Source organism: Arthrobacter saudimassiliensis (genome assembly GCF_059090665.1).
In genome coordinates this window covers 297104-315151 of the sequence record NZ_JBNHFX010000001.1, presented here as the reverse complement: position 1 = coordinate 315151, position 18048 = coordinate 297104, and the positions used below count along the sequence as shown (strand labels likewise).

Here is an 18048-nt window from a genome sequence, read left to right as displayed (position 1 = left end):
CTGTCCGAGTATTACCCAAGACACAACATGTGTGCAAAACTATTGCTCATATGAGCACAACGAACCGGTAGACTTCCATCCGGTGGAAATCGGCATGGAGGAGGACGGCAGTGGGGGAAGGCACGATCGGGCCGGACGGCCTGGTCCAGATGGCGCATGTGGCGCACCGCCACTACGTTGAGGGGCGGACCCGCATCGAGATCGCGGAGGAGCTGGGCGTCAGCCGGTTCAAGGTGGGCCGGCTGCTGGACGAAGCGGCGCGGGCCGGCGTCGTCCGGTTCGTGATCTCCACCCCCGGCCCGCTGGACCTGGAACTGTCCCTCGAGCTGCGGCGCAGGTTCGGGCTGCGCCGCGCCCTGGCGGTCCGCACGCCCACCGAAAATCCGGAGACGGTGCAGGAGCACCTGGGCCGCAGCGCGGCTGAACTGCTGGAGGAGATCGCGACCGAGGGCGACGTCGTCGGCCTCACCGCCGGGCGGACGCTGACGGCGGTCGCCCGCTCCCTGCGGCACCTGCCGGGGTGCGAAGTCGTCCAGCTGGCAGGGGTGGCCGGTCCCATCCAGGAAACCGGCGTCGAAGTCATCCGCCGCGTGAGCACCGTGGCCGGAGGCACCCCCTGGTCGATCTACGCCCCGCTGGTCGTCTCCGACGCCGCCACCGCACGTGCCCTGCGCCGGCAGAACGACGTCCAGCGCACCTATGAGCAGTTCGGCCGGGTGACCCTGGCGCTGGTGGCGGTCGGCAGCTGGAACCCGCCGGACTCGCAGATGTACGACAACGCCGCCATCACCCCTGAAGCGCGCAGCCGGCTGCTGGCCTCCGGGGCCGTCGCGGAGGTGTGCTCGACCGTGCTCGACGCCGACGGCCGCGTCCTGCCGGACATCGAGGACCGCTGCATTGCCGTCAGCACCGAGCAGCTGAGGAAGATCCCCGAAGTCATTGCCGTGGCCGGCGGCTCGAAGAAGATCGCCGCCGTCCGCGCCGCCCTCGCGTCAGGGCTCGTCACCTCGCTGGTGACCGACGCCGCACTTGCCCGCCGACTCCTTGGAGCCTCCGAATGACCCGTACCGTGGTGGCCGGGGTCGACTCGTCGACCCAGAGCTGCAAAATCGTCCGCGTCGACGCCGAAACCGGCGAAGTCCTGTCCAAGACCGTCGCGCCGCACCCCGACGGCACCGCCGTGGACCCGGAGCGCTGGTGGGACGCCTTCAGGCAGGCCGGCGGCGAAGACCTCGACGACGCGGCCGCGGTCTCGGTCTCGGCACAGCAGCACGGCATGGTCGCCCTCGACGGGGCCGGGGTGCCCGTGCACGAGGCCCTGCTGTGGAACGACGTGCGCAGCGCCGCGCAGGCCGAACGCCTCCGCAGGGAGATCGGTCCCGACAACTGGGCCCGCGAGGTCGGCGTCGTCCCGGTGTCCTCGTTTACCATCACCAAGCTGGCCTGGCTGGCCGAGGTCCGGCCGGAACCCGCCGCACGGGTGCGGCAGGTCCTGCTGCCGCATGACTGGCTGACGTGGCGGCTGACCGGCCGTGCCGACACTCCGGTGACCGATCGCAGCGACGCCTCGGGAACCGGGTACTGGTCGGTACCGGAAGGCCGCTACCGCGAGGACCTCCTGGCGCATGCCTTCGGCAGGGTGCCGGAGCTTCCGGTGGTGCTGGACTCCGCCGCGGCGGCCGGGCGCACCCGGGCCGGCGCGCTGGTGGCCGCCGGCTGCGGCGACAACGCCGGAGCGGCGCTGGGCCTGGGGCTGCAGCCGGGGGAGGTGGCGGTGTCGATCGGCACCAGCGGCACCGTTTTTGCCTCCACGGACCGGATGGTCACGGATCCCTCCGGCATGGTTGCAGGATTCGCCGACGCCAGCGGACGGAACCTGCCCCTGCTGGCGACCATCAACGGGGCCCGGATCCTCGCCTCGACCGCCGAGCTGCTGGGCGTGGACCTGGACGAGCTGGACCGGCTGGCGGCCTCGGCGGAGCCTGACGCGGGCGGGCTGACGATGATTCCGTACTTCGACGGCGAACGTACGCCGAACCTGCCCCACGCCAGGGCCAGCCTCACCGGCATGTCGCGGGCCAACATGAGCCGGGCGAACATGGCCCGGGCAGCGGTGCTGGGGCTGCTGTGCCACCTGGCCGAGGCCCTCGACGTGCTTCGGGCGCAGGGCATTCCCACCCGCCGGGTGCTGCTGATCGGCGGCGGGGCGCGTTCCCTGACCCTGCGATCGGCCGCCGCCGACATCTTCCAGACCGAGGTCGTGGTGCCGGTGCCGGGCGAGTATGTCGCCCTGGGCGCGGCCCGGCAGGCCGCCTGGGCGCTGGCCGGCACCGATGCTCCGCCCACCTGGCAGCGCAGGGTGGAGTCGGCTTTCGCGCCGGACCCATCGGCGGATTGGGCGCAGCAGGTCCGTGCCGACTACCGTGCTGCCCGCGCCGGGTTCTACGGAGCCTGATGCGTCCTGGCTATGACGCCGTCCTGTTCGACCTGGACGGCACCCTGATCGACTCGACACCGGCGACGGAACAGGCCTGGGCCCGCTGGGCGGAGGAGGAGGGCCTTGGCGGCGGCTACCGGCATGCCGGGCACGGCCTTGCGGCCCGGGACGTTGTCCGGGCCGCCCTACCCGCCGACCGTACGGCGGCGGCGCTGGCCCGCATCAACGAGCTGGAGGTCGCCATGACCGACGGCATCTCGCCGAAGGAGGGTGCGCCTGCGCGGCTCGAGGAGCTGCCTGCCGGCCGGTGGGCCATCGTGACCTCCTGCAGCCGTCGGCTGGCCTTGGCCCGGCTCGCCGCTGCAGGGCTGTCGGCACCTGCGGTGCTGGTGACCGCCGACGACGTGGGCGCGGGGAAGCCGGCGCCGGACGGCTACCGCCTCGCGGCCCGGCGGATGGGCCTCGACCCGACCCGGTGCCTGGCTGTCGAGGACACTCCCGTGGGCGTCACCGCGGCGGCAGCCGCCGAGTGCACGGTGCTGGGCGTGGCCGGCACCGTCCCGGCGGACGAGCTGGCGGCCGCGGACCTCGTCTGCGGATCCCTGGCCCAGGTGCGGTTCCGGCTCCAGGAGGATGGGGTGCATCTCCGCCAGACCGGAACCGTCCGTCCGGTCAACTGGGCGTGACGCCCAGGTTCAGGCCCGCGAGGCCGCGCGGACGGCGCGCCAGCTGATCGGCGATCCGCCGCAGCTCCGCCCCCGCGGCGGAATCCTCCTCCAGCACCGCGGGCGAGCCGGCGTCGCCGCCCTCCCGCAGCCGCACATCCAGCGGAATGCTGCCCAGCAGGGGCACCTCGGTGCCCAGCGCGGACGTCAGGCGGGCCGCCACCTGTTCGCCGCCGCCGGAACCGAACAGCTCCATCCGCTGCCCGTCGGGCAGCTGCAGCCAGGACATGTTCTCGATGACGCCGGAGACCTTCTGCCCGGTCTGCGCGGCCACGGTGCCGGCCCGCTCGGCCACCTCGGCGGCCGCGGCCTGCGGGGTGGTGACGACAAGGATCTCCGAGCCCGGCAGCAGCTGCGCCACGGAAATCGCGATGTCGCCGGTGCCCGGGGGCAGGTCCAGGAACAGCACGTCGAGGTCGCCGAAGAACACGTCGGTGAGGAACTGCTCCAGCGCCCGGTGCAGCATCGGCCCGCGCCAGGCGACCGGCTGGTTCTCGGGCAGGAACATGCCGATGGAAATGGTCTTGACCCCGTAGGCCACCGGGGGCAGGATCATCTCGTCCACCCGGGTGGGCGGCTGCGTGATGCCCATCAGGCCGGGTACGGAGAAACCGTGCACGTCCGCGTCCACGATGCCCACGCGCAGCCCCATCCGGGACAGCGCCACCGCCAGGTTCACGGTCACGCTGGACTTGCCGACGCCGCCCTTTCCGCTGGCCACCGCGTAGACGCGGGTGAGCGAACCGGGCCGGTTGAATGGCACTCCGCGCTCGGCGCCGGGCCCGCGCAGCTGCTCCTTGAGCCGGTTCCGCTGCTCGGGCGTCATGACGTCCATCTCCACCCGGACGCCCGTGATGCCGGGAACCCCGGCGACGGCGGCTTCGACGTCACCGGTGATGGTGCCGCGCAGCGGACATCCCGCCACGGTGAGCAGCACGCCGACGACGGCGGTGCCGTCGGCTTCGACGGCAACCTCCCGGACCATGCCCAGGTCGGTGATCGGCCGGCGCAGCTCCGGATCCAGCACTGCGCCGAGCGCCCGGAGGACGGCGTCCTCGGCCGCGCTCATCGGCTGCCTTCCCGGCCGCGGGAACGCCGGCCGCCGTCGTCGCGCCCCTCGGCCTCGAGCAGTTCCTCCAGCAGGCCGCGGATCTCGGAGCGTACGTAGTCGCGGGTGGCGACCTCGCGCAGCGCGATCCGCAGCTCGGCGATCTCCCGGGTCAGGTATTCCGTGTCCAGCAGGTTCCGCTCGGCCCGCTCGCGGTCCTGGCGCATGGCGACCCGGTCGCGGTCGTCCTGCCGGTTCTGGGCCAGCAGCAGCAGCGGCGCCGCGTAGGAGGCCTGCAGCGAGAGCATGAGGGTCAGCAGCGTGAAGCCAAGGGCCACCGAGTCGAAGCGCAGGGGTTCGGGGCCCCACGTGTTCCAGAGCAGCCAGACCACGCAGAACACGGTCATCCAGACCAGGAACTGCGGGGTGCCCATGAAGCGGGCGAACTTCTCCGTCGCCTGTCCGAAGGCATCCGGGTTGGGGGAAAGCCTCGGCATCCAGCGGGTGCGGGCGGTGCGGGGCGTGTCCAGGCCCCGCGCGACGGACTTTCTCTTCTCAGCCATTGGTCCTTCCCTGCGGTCCCGCCGGAGCATCATCGGCGGCCCGCCAGTCATCGGGCAGCAGGTGGTCCAGGACGTCGTCGACGGTCACCGCGCCGACCAGGCGGCCGCCGTCGTTCACCACCGGGAGCGAATTGAGGTTGTAGGTGGCCAGCATGCGCGAAACCTCGCTGATGCTGGCCTTGTCGTTCACTGCCTCGAGGTCGGTGTCGAGCATGTTGCCCAGGGCCTCCGGGGGAGCGGCGCGCAGCAGCTGCTGGATATGCACCACGCCGAGGTAGCGGCCGGTGGGCGTCTCCAGCGGGGGCCGGCAGACAAAGATGGAGGAGGCCAGGGCCGGAGTCAGCTCCTCCCGGCGCACGTGGGCCAGCGCCTCCGCAACGGTCGCCTCGGGAGGCAGGATCACCGGCACGGGAGTCATCAGCGAGCCGGCGGTGTCCTCCTCGTAGGAGAGCAGGCGGCGGACGTCGCGGGCGTCCTCCGGCTCCATCAGCTGGAGCAGCTCCTCCTTCTGCTCCTCTGGCAGTTCGTTGAGCAGGTCCGCGGCGTCGTCAGGGTCCATTTCCTCGAGCACGTCGGCGGCGCGCTCGACGTCGAGGGCCTGCAGGATCTGCACCTGGTCGTCGTCGGGCAGCTCCTGGAGCACATCGGCCAGGCGTTCGTCCTGCAGCTCGGCGGCGACTTCGATGCGGCGCTTGCCGCTCATCTCGTGCAGCGCCTCGGCGAAGTCGGCGGGCTTGAGGTCGTCGTGCTGGGCGACGAAGGCGGTGGCTGCCTGCGGGCCGGTGAGGTCCCAGTGCCAGGCGTCCTCCCAATCGATGATCAGCTCCTCGCCGCGGCGGCGGCCGCGCAGCAGCCGGGGCCCGTCCTGCAGCCGGCGCACGAAGAGCGCGGAGACCTGCCAGTCGCCGGCACGGTTCTGCTCAATGGCGATGTCCTCGATCGCCGCTTCGCCGCTGCCGTCCTTGAGCACGACCCTGCGGTCAAAGAGCTCGGCGACGACGAGGGTCTCCGCGCCGCGCTGCTCGAACCGGCGCAGGTTGACCAGCCCGGTGCAGATGATCTGTCCGGGATCCATGCTGGTGATCCGGGTGATGGGCACGAAGACCCGTTTGCGGCCCGGAACCTCGACGACGATTCCCACCGCCTGCGGACGGCGGCCGGGGCCGCGGTCCAGCACCACGGCGTCGCGCAGCCGGCCCAGGCGGTCTCCGAGCGGGTCGAAGACGTCCAGGCCCAGCAGGCGGGCAACGAAGACGCGGGTCGGATTTGAGCTCACCCTATTAGGCTACTTTGCAGGCACCTCCAACGCCGTATCGCGGTCCCCGGGCACCGGGCGCGCGTTCACTGCCAGCGATCGCGGCCCCCGCCCGGGGCCGAAGTGCGAAAGAATGGACAAATGTCGAACCTATTTGCCGCCGGAAGTCCCCGCGACCAGGGCCGCAGCCTGCCGCGCGGAGAGGTTGTCGGCCGCTACACCGCCTACCTGGACGCCCAAAAGGCGGTGGACTACCTCGCGGACAGCAAGTTCGCCGTGCAGAACGTCTCCATCGTCGGCAACGACCTGAAGACCGTGGAACGGGTGACCGGCCGGCTCAGCTATCCCCGGGTCGCGCTGTCGAGCGCGCTCACCGGCGCCTGGTTCGGCCTGTTCGTGGGCCTGGTCCTTTCCCTCTTCGGCGGTGCCCCCGCCCTCGGATCGCTGGGCCCGACCATCGCGCTCGGCGCGGTGTTCTGGCTGCTGTTCGGAGTGATCGGCTACGCCCTGCAGCGCGGACGCCGGGACTTCACCTCCACCAGCCAGGTGATCGCCACCAGCTACGACGTCATCGTCGCCCCCGAGGCCGCCGGGGAGGCACGGCGGCTGCTGGCGCAGCTGCCGATGGTCGGGCAGGCCGGCCATCCGGCGCCGCCGGGCCAGCCGCCGCACCAGCAGCCGGGCCAGCCGCCGTACGGCCAGCCGGGGTACGGCCAGGGCCAGCCGGGCCAGCCGCCGTACGGGCAGCCGGGCCAGCCGCAGTACGGGCAGCCCGCCCAGCCCGGACCCGCACCGCAGGGACAGCCGCAGGCTCCGGAACGTCCTGCCGGATGGCAGGATCCCTACGCAGCCTCCGGCCAGGGCGCACACGCTGCAGGCCCTGCCGAGGCGCCGGCGCCCGCCGCCGGTGAAACCCGCAGGGGCCGGTTCCCCGACCTGCCCGACGGCCGTCCGCGGTACGGCGTGCGCCTCGACGCGCAGGGCCGTCCCATCGGGCCGAACAGCGGGCAGCAGGCTGCCGCAGGTGCTCCGCAGGGAACCGTCGACGATGCGTCCATGGGCGATGCGGCCGCGGATGCCTCCCGGGGCAGCGCCGCTGCGGACAGCGGACAGGGACGGTCCGACGTGGCCTCCTCGCGGGAGTACCCGCAGGACAGCCGCGCGGAGCAGCAGGCGCCCGAGGCCGGATCCCCGGAGGACAGCGGCGCGCAGCAGCGCTGACCGGGGGCCGAAGCTCTGAGCGCCCAGCTCCCGGAGCATAAAGGAGGGCCGCACCCCACGGGGTGCGGCCCTCCTTTCATTTGGCGGCGCTGGCCCGACGAGCCCCCTACTGGTCGGCGGCGTAGATCCCGGCCATCCAGTCCTCGACCTCGTCCGGAGTGCGGGGGAGGGCGGAGCTGAGGTTCACGGGACCGTCGGCGGTGATCAGCACGTCGTCCTCGATCCGGACGCCGATGCCCCGGTATTCCTCGGGAACGGTGAGGTCCTCGTCCTTGAAGTACAGTCCCGGTTCGATGGTGAACACCATTCCCTCGGTGATCGTGCCGTCCAGGTACAGGTCCCGCCGCGCCTGGGCGCAGTCATGCACGTCCAGGCCGAGGTGGTGGCTGGTGCCGTGCGGCATCCACCGGCGGTGCTGCTGGCCGGCATCGGACAGGGCCTCCTCCAGCGGTACCGGCAGCACGCCCCACTCGGCGAGACGCTCCGCCAGGACGCGGACCGCCGCGGCGTGCACGTCGCGGAACTTGGCACCCGGGACGGCTGCGGCGAAACCGGCGTCGGCGGCGTCGAGCACGGCCTGGTAGACCCGGCGCTGCACCTCGGTGTACCTGCCGTCGACCGGCAGGGTGCGGGTGATGTCGGCGGTGTACAGGCTCTCGGCCTCGACTCCCGCGTCCAGCAGCAGCAGCTCCCCGGCGCGGACCTGGCCGTTGTTCCGGATCCAGTGCAGCACGGTGGCGTTGTTGCCGGCGGCGGCGATGGTGTCGTAGCCGAGGTCGTTGCCTTCCTCGCGGGCCCGGGCGAAGAAGACGCCTTCGACCACGCGTTCGCCGCGCGGGTGGGTGATCGCGCGCGGCAGGGCCTTCACGACCTCGGTGAAGCCGTTGACGGTGGCCGCCACGGCCTCGCGCATCTGCTCGATCTCCCACTCGTCCTTCACCAGCCGCAGCTCGGACAGCGCTTCGGCCAGCTCGTCGTCACGGGCGTCGAACACGCCGAGGTCCAGGTTCTCGGGGTCGGGGGCGGTGTTGTATCGGACGGTGTCCACCAGGGCGTCCACCATCTCGTCCACCTTGCGCAGCAGGCGCACGGAGATCCCCCCGAAGGCCGGTTCGCCGACGTTGCCGGCGATGGCGGTCTCGGCCTCGTCCAGGTGCCGGGTGGGGAGGTCCAGCAGGGCGCTGACCTCCGCCAGGTTCAGCCGGTCGCCGATCCAGAAGGAACCGTAGCGGGCGTTGGAGTAGAACTCCTCGCTGTCGGTGCCAGCCAGCGGACGGAAGTAGAGGGTGGCGGCGTGGTTGCCGCCGTCGTCGCCCGTACCCTCGGCCACCGGCTCCAGCACCAGCACGGCGTCCGGCTCATGGTCCAGGCCGAGGCCGGTCATGTGCGCAAAGCCGGAGTGCGGGCGGAACCGGTAGTCGGTGTCGTTCGAGCGGACCTTCAGCGGGCCGGCGGGGATCACGAGACGCTCGCCGGGGAAGCGGCGGGAGAGCGCGAGCCGGCGCTGCCGGGCGTAGCCGGCGACGGCGGCCTGCGGCGGCAGCTCGGCGCTGCGCTCGGCCCAGCCGGAGGCCATGAACTCCTTGAAGGCCTCGGAGGAGGGGCGCTGGGAACGGTTGTTCACGCGGTCGCCCAGCGGCTGCCCCTCGGACAAGTCTTCGGTCTCGGCGGCGGTCGACGGCAGGGAAGTGGCTTCGTTGTTCACGCCTCCCATGCTCTCACCGGCCTGCGGCGCGGACAAACACCCGGGAGTCGGCAGGACGCGTAGATTGGGAGGGTGAACATCGATTTGCACACGCATTCCACGGTGTCCGACGGCACTGAATCCCCGGCCGACGTCGTCCGGGCAGCTGCACGGGCCGGCCTGTCCGCACTGGCGCTGACGGACCACGACTCCACCGCCGGCTGGGCCGAGGCCGCCGACGCCGCCGGACGGGAGGAGCTCACCCTCATACCCGGGATGGAAATCTCCTGCCGCACCGCCGAGGGCATCAGCGTGCACCTGCTCTCCTACCTCCACGATCCGGAGCATCCGGGACTGCTCGAAGAGATCGCCCGGTCCCGCGCAGCCCGCGAGACCCGGGCCGAAGTTATGGTCCGCCGGCTCGCCGAGGACTTTCCGATCGACTGGGAGCTGGTACAGGAACACGTGGCTCCCGGCGCCACGATCGGGCGGCCGCACATCGCCGACGCGCTGGTGAGCGCAGGAGTGGTGCCGAGCCGCTCGGCGGCGTTCGCCGGAATCCTCACCGCCCGCTCCCGGTATTTCGTTGCCCACTATGCGCCCGACCCGGCGCGGGCGGTGGAACTGGTGCGCGCCGCGGGCGGCGTGCCGGTCTTCGCCCATCCGGTGGCGACGGCGCGCGGCCGGGTGGTCGGTGAGCGCACCTACCGGGACATGATCGACGCCGGCCTGCTGGGCGTCGAGGTGGACCACCGCGACAACCCGGAGGAGGGCCGGGCCTTCCTCCGCACCCTGGCCCGCGAGCATTCGCTGCTGGTCACCGGATCAAGTGACTACCACGGCACCGGAAAGCCCAACCGCCTGGGCGAGAACACCACGGCCCCGGCCGTCCTGGAACGGATCCTGGAACTGGGGACGGGAAGCCGTCCCGTCCTGCCCTGAGGCGGACCCGTCCTGCCTAACCGGCAGGCAGAGCCTCCGGCAGGGGCGGGCGTGCGTCCCAGTCGACGACGTCGGCCTTGCCGGCCAGCCTGGCGGCCATGACCTCCACGGCCGCCGGATTCGAGTCGACCAGCACGAAGCGGCGGTCCATCTTTGCGGCCACCGCGCCCAGGGTCCCGGAGCCGGCGAAAAAGTCCAGCACCCAGTCACCCGGCCGGCTGCTGGCCGCTACCGCCCGGCGGATCAGGCCCTCGGGCTTCTGGGTCGGGTAGCCGGTCTTCTCCCGCCCGGTGGGGGAGACGATGGTGTGCCACCAGACGTCGGTGGGCAGCTTGCCGAGCGCCGCCTTCTCCGGGGTCACCAGGCCGGGGGCCATATACGGCTCCCGGTCCACCTCGCTGTTGTCGAAGTGGTAGCGGTCGGGGTTCTTGACATACACGAGGATGTTGTCGTGTTTGGCCGGCCACCGGTTCTTGGCCCGGCCGCCGTAGTCGTAGGCCCAAATGACCTCGTTCAGGAAACAGTCCCGGCCGAAGAGGGCATCAAGCATGACCTTCACGTAGTGCACTTCACGGTAGTCAAGGTGCACGTACAACGTGCCGTCCTCGGCCAGCAGCCGCCACGCTTCGGCCAGCCGGGGCTCCAGGAAGGCCCAGTAGTCCTCGAAGGCGTCGTCGTACTTGGTGAGCAGGCCTTTGACCGTGGAGTAGCTGCGGCCCTTGAAGCCGGTGCGGTCACCCGTACCGTCGACGCTGCGGACCATGGTGGTCTGCTGGCGGCGCTGGACCCGCCCCGTGTTGAAGGGCGGGTCCACGTAGATCAGCGTGAAGGCACCGTCGGGCAGGCTCGGCAGGAAGTCCGCGTTGTCGGCGTGGACCACGAGCGAGCCGCCGTCGGGATCGAAAAGCGTTCCGCCCATGGGCCGGATCGGCTACTCGCCGGCGGGACGCTGCTGCACCACTTCGCCGTTGCGGCGGCGGGTGCGGCTGCGGCGGCGGCGGGAACGCTCAGTGCGGGCCTCGTCGGAGGCTGCGGGTGCCTCGGCGGGAGCGCCTTCGGCGGCGTCGGCGGCTGCGGCGCGCGGGGCACGCTCGGTCCGCTCGCTGCGGCGTCCGCCGCGGTCACGGTCGCCGCCGCGTCCGCCGCGGTCACGGTCGCCGCCGCGTCCGCCGCGGTCACGGTCGCCGCCGCGTCCGCCGCGGTCACGATCGCCGCCGCGGGAGCGGGACTTGCCCGTCTCGCCCAGGTCCTCGATGCGCTCGGCGTCGATGCCGGCCAGCTTGCGCTTGGCGCGCGGCAGCCTGCCCTTGGTGCCGGCCGGGATGTCCAGGTCACTGAACAGGTGCGGCGAGGAGGAGTAGGTTTCCACCGGCTCGGGCTGGTCCATGCCCAGGGCCTTGTTGATCAGGCCCCAGCGGGGCACGTCTTCCCAGTCGACGAACGTGACGGCGGTACCCTTGTTGCCGGCGCGGCCGGTGCGGCCCACACGGTGCAGGTAGGTCTTTTCGTCTTCCGGGCACTGGTAGTTGATGACATGGGTGACGTCGTCGACGTCGATGCCGCGGGCGGCGACGTCGGTGGCGACCAGGACGTCGACCTTCTCGTTGCGGAAGGCGCGCATGGCCTGCTCGCGGGCGCCCTGGCCGAGGTCGCCGTGCAGCGCGGCGGCGGCGAAGCCCCGGTCCACGAGTTCCTCGGTGACCTTGGCGGCGGTGCGCTTGGTCTTGGTGAAGATGATGGTGCGGCCGCGTCCGGTGGCCTGCAGCAGGCGGGCCACCACTTCGATCTTGTCGAGGTGGTGGGCGCGGTAGACGACCTGGCGGATGTCCTTCTTGGTCAGCCCCTCGTCCAGCGGGTCGGCTGCACGGATGTGAGTCGGCTTGGTCATGTAGCGGCGGGCCATGGCCACGACCGGGCCGGGCATGGTGGCCGAGAAGAGCAGCGTCTGGCGGACCGCCGGAATGGCGCCCATCAGGGTTTCGACGTCGGGCAGGAAGCCGAGGTCGAGCATCTCGTCGGCTTCGTCCAGGACTACGATGCGCACGTTCTTCAGGCTCAGGTGGCGCTTCTGGTAGAGGTCGATGAGCCGACCCGGGGTGCCGACAACGATCTCGACGCCGGACTGGAGGGCCTCGATCTGCGGTTCGTAGGCGCGGCCGCCGTAGATGGTCGCGATGCGGGTGCCCTTGCGGCGCGACGCGGTCTCCAGGTCGCCCGCGACCTGGACGGCCAGCTCACGGGTGGGGGCCACGATCAGGGCCTGCGGAGCGCCGGGCTGCGGCAGCTGGTCCCAGCCGGCCTCGCCGGGGGAGATGACCCGCTGCAGGGCGGGGATGCCGAAGCCGAGGGTCTTGCCGGTGCCGGTCTTGGCCTGGCCGATGATGTCATGGCCGTCCAGGGCAACGGGAAGCGTCATGGCCTGGATCGGGAAGGGGTGCAGGATGCCTGCGTCGGCGAGGGAACCGACGATGTCGTCCCGGACTCCGTAGTCCGCGAACGTTGCCTCGGGGGCGACGGCCTCGTCGGCGGCGGCGAGGGTCTCCGTGACGTCAACCTGGTCATCGCTGTCCTCGGCGTGCAGGAGGCCGTCACCTTCAAGCTGGGAAATTTCAGTGTTCAATTACATACCGTTCCGTAAGGCGCCGGGGTCTCACGCTGGGCGACGGCCGGGGGCCGGGTCAGAGCGGACAACGCGCGGGCGCATCCAGTGGAAGCCGATCGCGGGCTAACAACTGCGGGCCGCGCGCCGGTGGCGGCGGCCGGAAAATCAAGATCGCGTAGGTATTGCGGGTCGGGGCGGCGTACGTGCCGGCATGGGCCGGAATCGCTGCCGCCGCCGTTCCTTATCCATGGGGATTAAAGAATCTGACGACCGGGCATCCGTGTACTACATCGCCAGTCTACCCGGTGCCCTCCCGGCCCGCGAAAAGCAGCGGTTCTTGGGCGCGCCCGGCCCGAATCGGTAGGGTGGGATGCCGGTGCAGTCGAGCGTTACGGGGAGATCATCATGGCAGCAGGCGCCCGCCGCCGTGTCCGCCGCGGTGCCCGCCGCCGCCACCTGCCGCTGCTGGCGGCCGCCGTCCTCGCCGCGCCGGTGCTGGCCCCTCTTTCGCCGTGGCAGCCGCCCACACATCCGACGCCGCCGCAGCCGGTGCTGCGCACCGTCCTGCCCAGGGACCAGCCCGTGACGTCGCGGCCGATCGTCGCCGCTCCGCCGGAGGGAACGGACGCTCAGGCGTGGCACGCCCTCATGGAGTTCCGCCGGGTCCAGGCCGCGGCGGGCAGTCCGCTGGGCGCGCCGACGTCGGACATCTCCTGCCCCGCCTCCCTGGGGGCCTGCTACCAGCGCTTCCGCGGAAAGGTGGTGCTCTGGCACGGCCCCACCGGCGCACGGGCGCTTCGGCCGGAGGTGTTCGAGCTGTGGAGCCGGCGGGGAGTCGAGAAGCTCGGCTACCCGGTCTCCAGCGAATACCCGGCGGGAGAGGACCGGCGCACCGACTTCCAGCGCGGGGCACTGGTGTGGGTGCCGCGGCTGCAGCGGGTCATGGAGTTCAATCCCGGGGTGGAACAGGCCGCTGTGGTGGTGGGGGATTCCCAGGCAGGGGACCGGACCTGGATGGGGCGCGGGCTCTCGCGGCTGGGCTACACCCCCATCGTTCGCGGCGCCGGCGGAACCGGCTACCTCAACTCCTACGCCGGCATCGACCGCTATGAAACGGCCCTCGACAGCGGGCAGTGGCTGCTGCCCGCGGGCAACCCGCCGGTGGTCGTCCTCGAGGGCGGCGGAAACGACACCGCCTACCCGGACGCCGCCATCGCCCAGGCCGCCCGCACCATGGTCCGGGACCTGCGGCAGATCTACCCGTCGTCGAAGCTGGTCATGGTGGGGGTCATCGGAGACGGCAAGGGGCGCCGGGCCGCGGTGGACCGGCTGCTCTCCCGCGTCGCCGCGGAGGAAGGCGTGCCGTTCATCAGCCCGCAGGACTGGTGGAAGCGCCACAAGCTCAAGCTTGAGGACGGGCGGCACCTGAGCGATTCGGGCCACGCGGCGGCGGCGCCGGTGTTCGCCCGCGAACTCTCAGCCGTGCTGGGCGGCTGAACCGGCGGTCAGGGCCGGCGGGGGCGGAGTCAGAGGCGCAGTGCCCGGTCGAGGTCGGCCGCGTCGCGGCGGGCGCGCCGGGGGCCGGTGACGACGGCGGCTGCGACGGCGGCGAGGGCGCCCGCGGCTATGGACACCGTCCAGGTGAGCCAGTGCAGCTCGGGATGCGAGCCCAGGCCGGCGATCCGGAGCACGACCCAGCACAGGCAGCAGGCGGCCAGCGAGACGCCGGGAGCCAGGAGCACGCCGTAACGGCTGCGGCGCCGGTCCGCGCCCCAAACGGCGAAGCCCGCCGCAAGTGCGGCGGGCACCATGACGATGAGTTCAACCACACCGTTCAAGGCTGTCGTCCGTTCAGAGGGCCCCGAAGCCGACGCGGCGGACTTCCTCGGCACCGATCTCCACGTAGCCGATGACGCCGGCGGGCACCAGGATCAGCCGGCCCTTCTCGTCCTTGAGGCGCAGCTCAGTGGAGTTGTTCATGGCCGCGGCCACGAGGTCGGCGACCTCGTCGGCGCTCTGCCCGGACTCGAACGCGATCTCGCGGCCGACGTTCTGGATGCCGATCTTTACTTCCACGTGGTGCCTCCTAGTAATGCTGACAAAGCAGATGCTGGTTCGAAATCTACCCTAGGTTTCCTTCGGGAAACGGCTGATTCCGCGCCAAGCTAAACGGTAGACCAGCTCGCTGGCGGCCTCGATGTCGAGGTCCCCGCCGGTTTCCAGCCAGTAGCGGGCGCTGACCTGGGCCATGCCGGCCAGGGCGCGCCCCAGCAGCTTGGCCTCGGCAGGCGGGAGCTTGGTGTCCTCGGCGATGACGCCGGCGATGCTGTTCGCGAAGCGGGCGTTGAAGGCCTCGATCCTGGCGCTGACTTCCTGGTCGCTGGTCAGGTCGGACTCGAACACCAGCCGGTGGCCCTGGCTGTCCTGCGCGACGAAGCGGAAGTAGGCGCGCATGGTCTCCCGCACCCGCTCCCGGTTGTCGGTGGTGGAGGTCAGGGCCGTGGTGAGGAACCGGGTCAGCGTTTCAAGGTGGTCCTCCAGCAGGGCGAGGTAAAGCTCCCGCTTGCCGGGGAAGTGCTGGTACAGCACCGGCTTGCTGACCCGGGCCGTGTCGGCGATGTCGTCCATGGCTGCTCCATGGAAGCCGTTGCTGACGAAGACTTCCTGGGCGGCGCGCATCAGCTGCCGGCGTCGCTCCTCGCGCGGCAGGCGGGTGGTCCTGCCGGCTGGCTGGTTGCTCACGGGTGGTGCTACCTCGTCTCCTGGTGCGGGCGCCCGGCGCCCGCGGCATAAAAGACCAGTCTACCTGCGGCGGCTTTTCCGGACAGCGTGCCCGACACGGCGGCAGCGCCTAGATTGGTTCTCATGACTACCGTTGCCGCCCCGGATCTGCCCGCTCTGGTCGCCCCCGGGCCCGAGCTCACCCGCGAGGAGACCGTCCGCTACTCCCGGCACCTGATCCTGCCGGGGTTCGGGGTGCAGGCGCAGCGCCGGCTGAAAAACAGCAGGGTCCTGGTGATCGGCGCCGGCGGACTGGGCTCGCCGATCCTGCTGTATCTGGCCGCCGCCGGAGTCGGCCGGATCGGCATTGTCGACGACGACACGGTCGAGGAGTCGAACCTGCAGCGCCAGGTGGTGCACGGCATGGCGGATGTGGGGCGCACCAAGGCGGAGTCCGCGCGCGCGGCCGTCCTTGAGCTGAATCCGCTGGTCCAGGTCGACCTCCATCCGGTGCGGCTGGGAGCGGACAACGCCCTGGACATCCTCGCCGGCTACGACCTGGTCCTGGACGGGGCGGACAACTTCGCCACCCGCTACCTGGTCAGCGACGCCGCGGAAATCCTGGGCGTGCCGTGTGTCTGGGGATCGATCCTCCGGTTTGACGGACAGGTCAGCGTCTTCTGGTCCGGGCACGGGCCCACCTACCGGGACCTGTACCCGCAGGCGCCGCCCCCCGGCGAGGTGCCCTCCTGCGCCGAGGGAGGGGTGCTTGGGGTGCTCTGCGCCCAGATCGGATCGGTCATGGCCAACGAGGCGATCAAGCTGATCACCGGCACCGGAACCACCCTGCTGGGCCGGCTGCTGGTGTTCGATGCGCTGGAGATGAGCTGGCGGGAAATCCGGGTGCGGCGGGATCCGGCCAGGACCCCGGTGACGGAGCTGGCGGACTACGACGCCTTCTGCGGCATCCGGCCGCAGCCGGCGGCGGAACTGCCGGCGGTGAGCGTGGAGCAGCTGGAGGCGCTGCTGGCCGACCGGGCCGCCGGGCGCACGGACTTCGACCTGCTGGATGTACGGGAACCGGACGAACGCGCCATTGTCCGCATCGACGGTGCGACGCCGGCGCCGCGGGCGACGCTGCTCTCGGGCCGGTTCCAGCCGGCCAGGGACCGCCGCATCTACGTGCACTGCAAGTCAGGGGCACGCTCGGCGGAGGTGGTGCGGCACCTGCTGGAGCAGGGCTACGGGCAGGTGTGGAACGTCAGCGGCGGCATCCTGGACTGGGTGCGGCGGATCGAACCTGAAAAGCCCGTCTACTAGCCGGCGTCCGGGCCGTACCCGTCGGCCAGGCGGCGCCTAGGCCGTGCGCGGCTCCGCGGCCGGGTCATCGCCGGCCGGGGCGTGCTCGACGGATCCGCGGGCGGGCGCGGGGGCGTCCTCGCCCACCGTGATGCCGTACAGGGCCTCGAGGGCGCGGACGTAGTCGTCCTGGCGGCCTTCGGCGGCCAGTTCACGTGCCCGGACCGCGGGCACGTGCAGCAGCTGCTTCACCATGCGGCGCATCGCGAATTCGACTTCCTGGGCGGCGCCGGTGCACCCGTGCTGGGCGCGGACCTTCTCCAGCTCCGAGTCGAGGACGTCCAGGGTGTGCCGGCGCAGGGCGACGATCGCGCCGCTCAGTTCGCGGCTGAGCTGGACCTGGTTGAAGTTGCGGGCCGCCTCGGTGACGATCTCGCCGGCCTGCTTCAGGGACTCGGCCTGCTCGGCCGGTGCGGCAAGCCGCACGGACTCGAGGGTGATGAGGTCGACGCCGTCCAGTTCGCGGACCGCCGGATCGAAGTCGTGCGTCAGGGCGAGGTCGATGATGACCAGCGGGCGGTCGGCTCCGGCGCGCACCCGGCGCACGTCGTCCACGCCCACCGGCGCGTCGCTGCCGCTGCAGCCGACCACGACGTCCGCGGCGGCGAGGGCGGCTCCGAGGCCGGCGCGGGACAGCGGGGTGCCGCCGCGGGTCGCGGTGAAGGACTCCGCCCGGCCGGAGGAGGACCACACCGAGACATCGGTGCAGCCGCGCTCCTTGAGCAGGGCCATGGTGGCGCCGGCGTAGGCGCCGGTGCCGAAGACCACGACCTTCTTGGCCGACCAGTCAGGCTCCAGCGACAGGTCGGTGGCCAGGTCCAGTGCGACGGAGACGATGGACAGGCCGCGGCTGCCGAGCGAGGTCAGCGCGCCCACGTCCTTGGCGGTGCGTGAGGCGGTCTGGAACAGCCTGGTCAGGGTGCCGCTGGCGGTGCCCTTCTCCTGGGCCTCGATCAGCGCCCGGCGGACCTGCCCGGCGATCTCACGCTCGCCGACGACGGCGGAGTCCAGGCCGGCGCCGACGGCAAACAGGTGCTTGGGGACGTCCTCGCCCGTGTTGGTGGTGAAGCAGCGGGAGACCGTCTCCTTGGGCAGCCCGGAGCGGGCGCTGATTTCGCCCACGACGGCGGCGCGCGCCGCCTCGGCGTCGTCGTCGGAACGCGTCTCGCAGTAGATCTCGTAGCGGTTGCAGGTGGCCAGGACGACTGCCCCGGAAACCAGCTGGCCGCTGGAATCGAGCAGCGCAGCCGGGACCTCGGAGGCGCCCGCGCTGAGCCGGGCGACGGTTTCCAGGTCGACGTCGGAATGAGTCGCAGTCAGGGAAAGAAGAGCCACAATGGCTTAATACTAGCCATCGAAGCGTCCATCGACGGCATCGGGGGCGTCGTCGACGGGTGATTTGGGACGCATCCGTGCCGTCCCGGCCCGCAGGAGGGCGGCAGCCGGCCGCGCTGGGTATGAGTAGGCTGTGGGCGGAAGTGACGGAACCGA

Annotated in this window: 17 protein-coding genes; 7 read left to right on the top strand and 10 right to left on the bottom strand. The window is 71.6% G+C overall.

All coding sequences use genetic code 11. From position 1 onward, the window contains the following. The first annotated feature begins 110 nt into the window (after positions 1–110). The 3 genes from AC5RV6_RS01375 to AC5RV6_RS01365 are packed head-to-tail and all read left to right on the top strand — an operon-like array spanning position 111 to position 3123. Positions 111–1061 (top strand): sugar-binding transcriptional regulator, encoded by a 951-nt coding sequence (locus AC5RV6_RS01375; protein ID WP_494005496.1) that lies wholly within the window; start codon positions 111–113, stop codon positions 1059–1061. Further along, a complete protein-coding gene (gene xylB, locus AC5RV6_RS01370) occupies positions 1058–2455 on the top strand; it encodes a xylulokinase (protein ID WP_494005495.1) in 1398 nt (465 codons plus the stop codon). Before AC5RV6_RS01375 ends, xylB begins: the two co-directional genes overlap by 4 nt. Next, positions 2455–3123 (top strand): HAD family hydrolase, encoded by a 669-nt coding sequence (locus AC5RV6_RS01365; RefSeq protein ID WP_494005494.1) that lies wholly within the window; start codon positions 2455–2457, stop codon positions 3121–3123. The genes xylB and AC5RV6_RS01365 overlap by 1 nt, the downstream gene beginning before the upstream one ends. Here the strand turns inward: AC5RV6_RS01365 and AC5RV6_RS01360 are convergent. The 3 genes from AC5RV6_RS01360 to AC5RV6_RS01350 are packed head-to-tail and all read right to left on the bottom strand — an operon-like array spanning position 3110 to position 6049. Further along, entirely contained in the window at positions 3110–4231 is a 1122-nt protein-coding gene (locus AC5RV6_RS01360; RefSeq protein ID WP_494005493.1) for an Mrp/NBP35 family ATP-binding protein, read from the bottom strand. The two genes, AC5RV6_RS01365 and AC5RV6_RS01360, sit on opposite strands and share 14 nt — an antisense overlap. Beyond that, a complete protein-coding gene (locus tag AC5RV6_RS01355) occupies positions 4228–4773 on the bottom strand; it encodes a DUF1003 domain-containing protein (protein WP_494005492.1) in 546 nt (181 codons plus the stop codon). The genes AC5RV6_RS01360 and AC5RV6_RS01355 overlap by 4 nt, the downstream gene beginning before the upstream one ends. Next, positions 4766–6049 carry a magnesium transporter MgtE N-terminal domain-containing protein gene (locus AC5RV6_RS01350; RefSeq protein WP_494005491.1) on the bottom strand — a complete coding sequence of 428 codons (1284 nt, stop codon included), beginning with the start codon at positions 6047–6049 and terminating at the stop codon, positions 4766–4768. The genes AC5RV6_RS01355 and AC5RV6_RS01350 overlap by 8 nt, the downstream gene beginning before the upstream one ends. A 120-nt stretch (positions 6050–6169) precedes the next feature. On the opposite strand from AC5RV6_RS01350, the gene AC5RV6_RS01345 reads away from it, so the two are divergent. Continuing rightward, complete coding sequence (locus tag AC5RV6_RS01345) at positions 6170–7249, top strand: YflT domain-containing protein (protein WP_494005490.1); 1080 nt, start codon at positions 6170–6172, stop codon at positions 7247–7249. Positions 7250–7355: 106 nt separating this feature from the next. Here the strand turns inward: AC5RV6_RS01345 and AC5RV6_RS01340 are convergent, their stop codons facing one another. Continuing rightward, positions 7356–8963, bottom strand: coding sequence for an aminopeptidase P family protein (locus AC5RV6_RS01340; protein WP_494005489.1), 1608 nt, complete (start codon positions 8961–8963; stop codon positions 7356–7358). A 63-nt stretch (positions 8964–9026) separates the two neighbouring features. On the opposite strand from AC5RV6_RS01340, the gene AC5RV6_RS01335 reads away from it, so the two are divergent. Beyond that, positions 9027–9875 carry a PHP domain-containing protein gene (locus AC5RV6_RS01335; protein WP_494005488.1) on the top strand — a complete coding sequence of 283 codons (849 nt, stop codon included), beginning with the start codon at positions 9027–9029 and terminating at the stop codon, positions 9873–9875. Between the two features lie 16 nt (positions 9876–9891). Here AC5RV6_RS01335 and AC5RV6_RS01330 read toward each other — a convergent pair whose 3' ends face one another. Together AC5RV6_RS01330 and AC5RV6_RS01325 are read right to left on the bottom strand one after the other, a co-directional pair. Continuing rightward, entirely contained in the window at positions 9892–10794 is a 903-nt protein-coding gene (locus tag AC5RV6_RS01330) for a DNA-methyltransferase (RefSeq protein WP_494005487.1), read from the bottom strand. Positions 10795–10806: 12 nt separating this feature from the next. After that, positions 10807–12495, bottom strand: a complete 1689-nt coding sequence (locus AC5RV6_RS01325) for a DEAD/DEAH box helicase (RefSeq protein WP_494005486.1) — start codon at positions 12493–12495, stop codon at positions 10807–10809. A 387-nt stretch (positions 12496–12882) separates the two neighbouring features. Between AC5RV6_RS01325 and AC5RV6_RS01320 the strand changes: the two genes are divergently transcribed. Continuing rightward, the gene (locus AC5RV6_RS01320) at positions 12883–13974 is read left to right on the top strand and encodes an SGNH/GDSL hydrolase family protein (protein WP_494005485.1); all 1092 of its coding nucleotides are present in this window, start codon (positions 12883–12885) and stop codon (positions 13972–13974) included. Between the two features lie 29 nt (positions 13975–14003). On the opposite strand, the gene AC5RV6_RS01315 is transcribed toward AC5RV6_RS01320, so the two are convergent. Genes AC5RV6_RS01315 through AC5RV6_RS01305 form a run of 3 tightly spaced genes read right to left on the bottom strand, consistent with a single transcriptional unit; the run spans position 14004 to position 15219 of the window. Continuing rightward, positions 14004–14306, bottom strand: coding sequence for a hypothetical protein (locus tag AC5RV6_RS01315; protein WP_494005484.1), 303 nt, complete (start codon positions 14304–14306; stop codon positions 14004–14006). A 22-nt stretch (positions 14307–14328) separates the two neighbouring features. After that, positions 14329–14553 carry a DUF3107 domain-containing protein gene (locus AC5RV6_RS01310; protein ID WP_494005483.1) on the bottom strand — a complete coding sequence of 75 codons (225 nt, stop codon included), beginning with the start codon at positions 14551–14553 and terminating at the stop codon, positions 14329–14331. Positions 14554–14604: 51 nt separating this feature from the next. Beyond that, positions 14605–15219, bottom strand: coding sequence for a TetR/AcrR family transcriptional regulator (locus tag AC5RV6_RS01305; protein WP_494005482.1), 615 nt, complete (start codon positions 15217–15219; stop codon positions 14605–14607). Positions 15220–15342: 123 nt separating this feature from the next. Between AC5RV6_RS01305 and moeB the strand changes: the two genes are divergently transcribed. Further along, complete coding sequence (gene moeB / locus AC5RV6_RS01300) at positions 15343–16518, top strand: molybdopterin-synthase adenylyltransferase MoeB (RefSeq protein WP_494005481.1); 1176 nt, start codon at positions 15343–15345, stop codon at positions 16516–16518. A 36-nt stretch (positions 16519–16554) separates the two neighbouring features. Here moeB and AC5RV6_RS01295 read toward each other — a convergent pair whose 3' ends face one another. Next, complete coding sequence (locus AC5RV6_RS01295) at positions 16555–17892, bottom strand: glutamyl-tRNA reductase (RefSeq protein WP_494005480.1); 1338 nt, start codon at positions 17890–17892, stop codon at positions 16555–16557. Positions 17893–18048 lie beyond the last annotated feature (156 nt).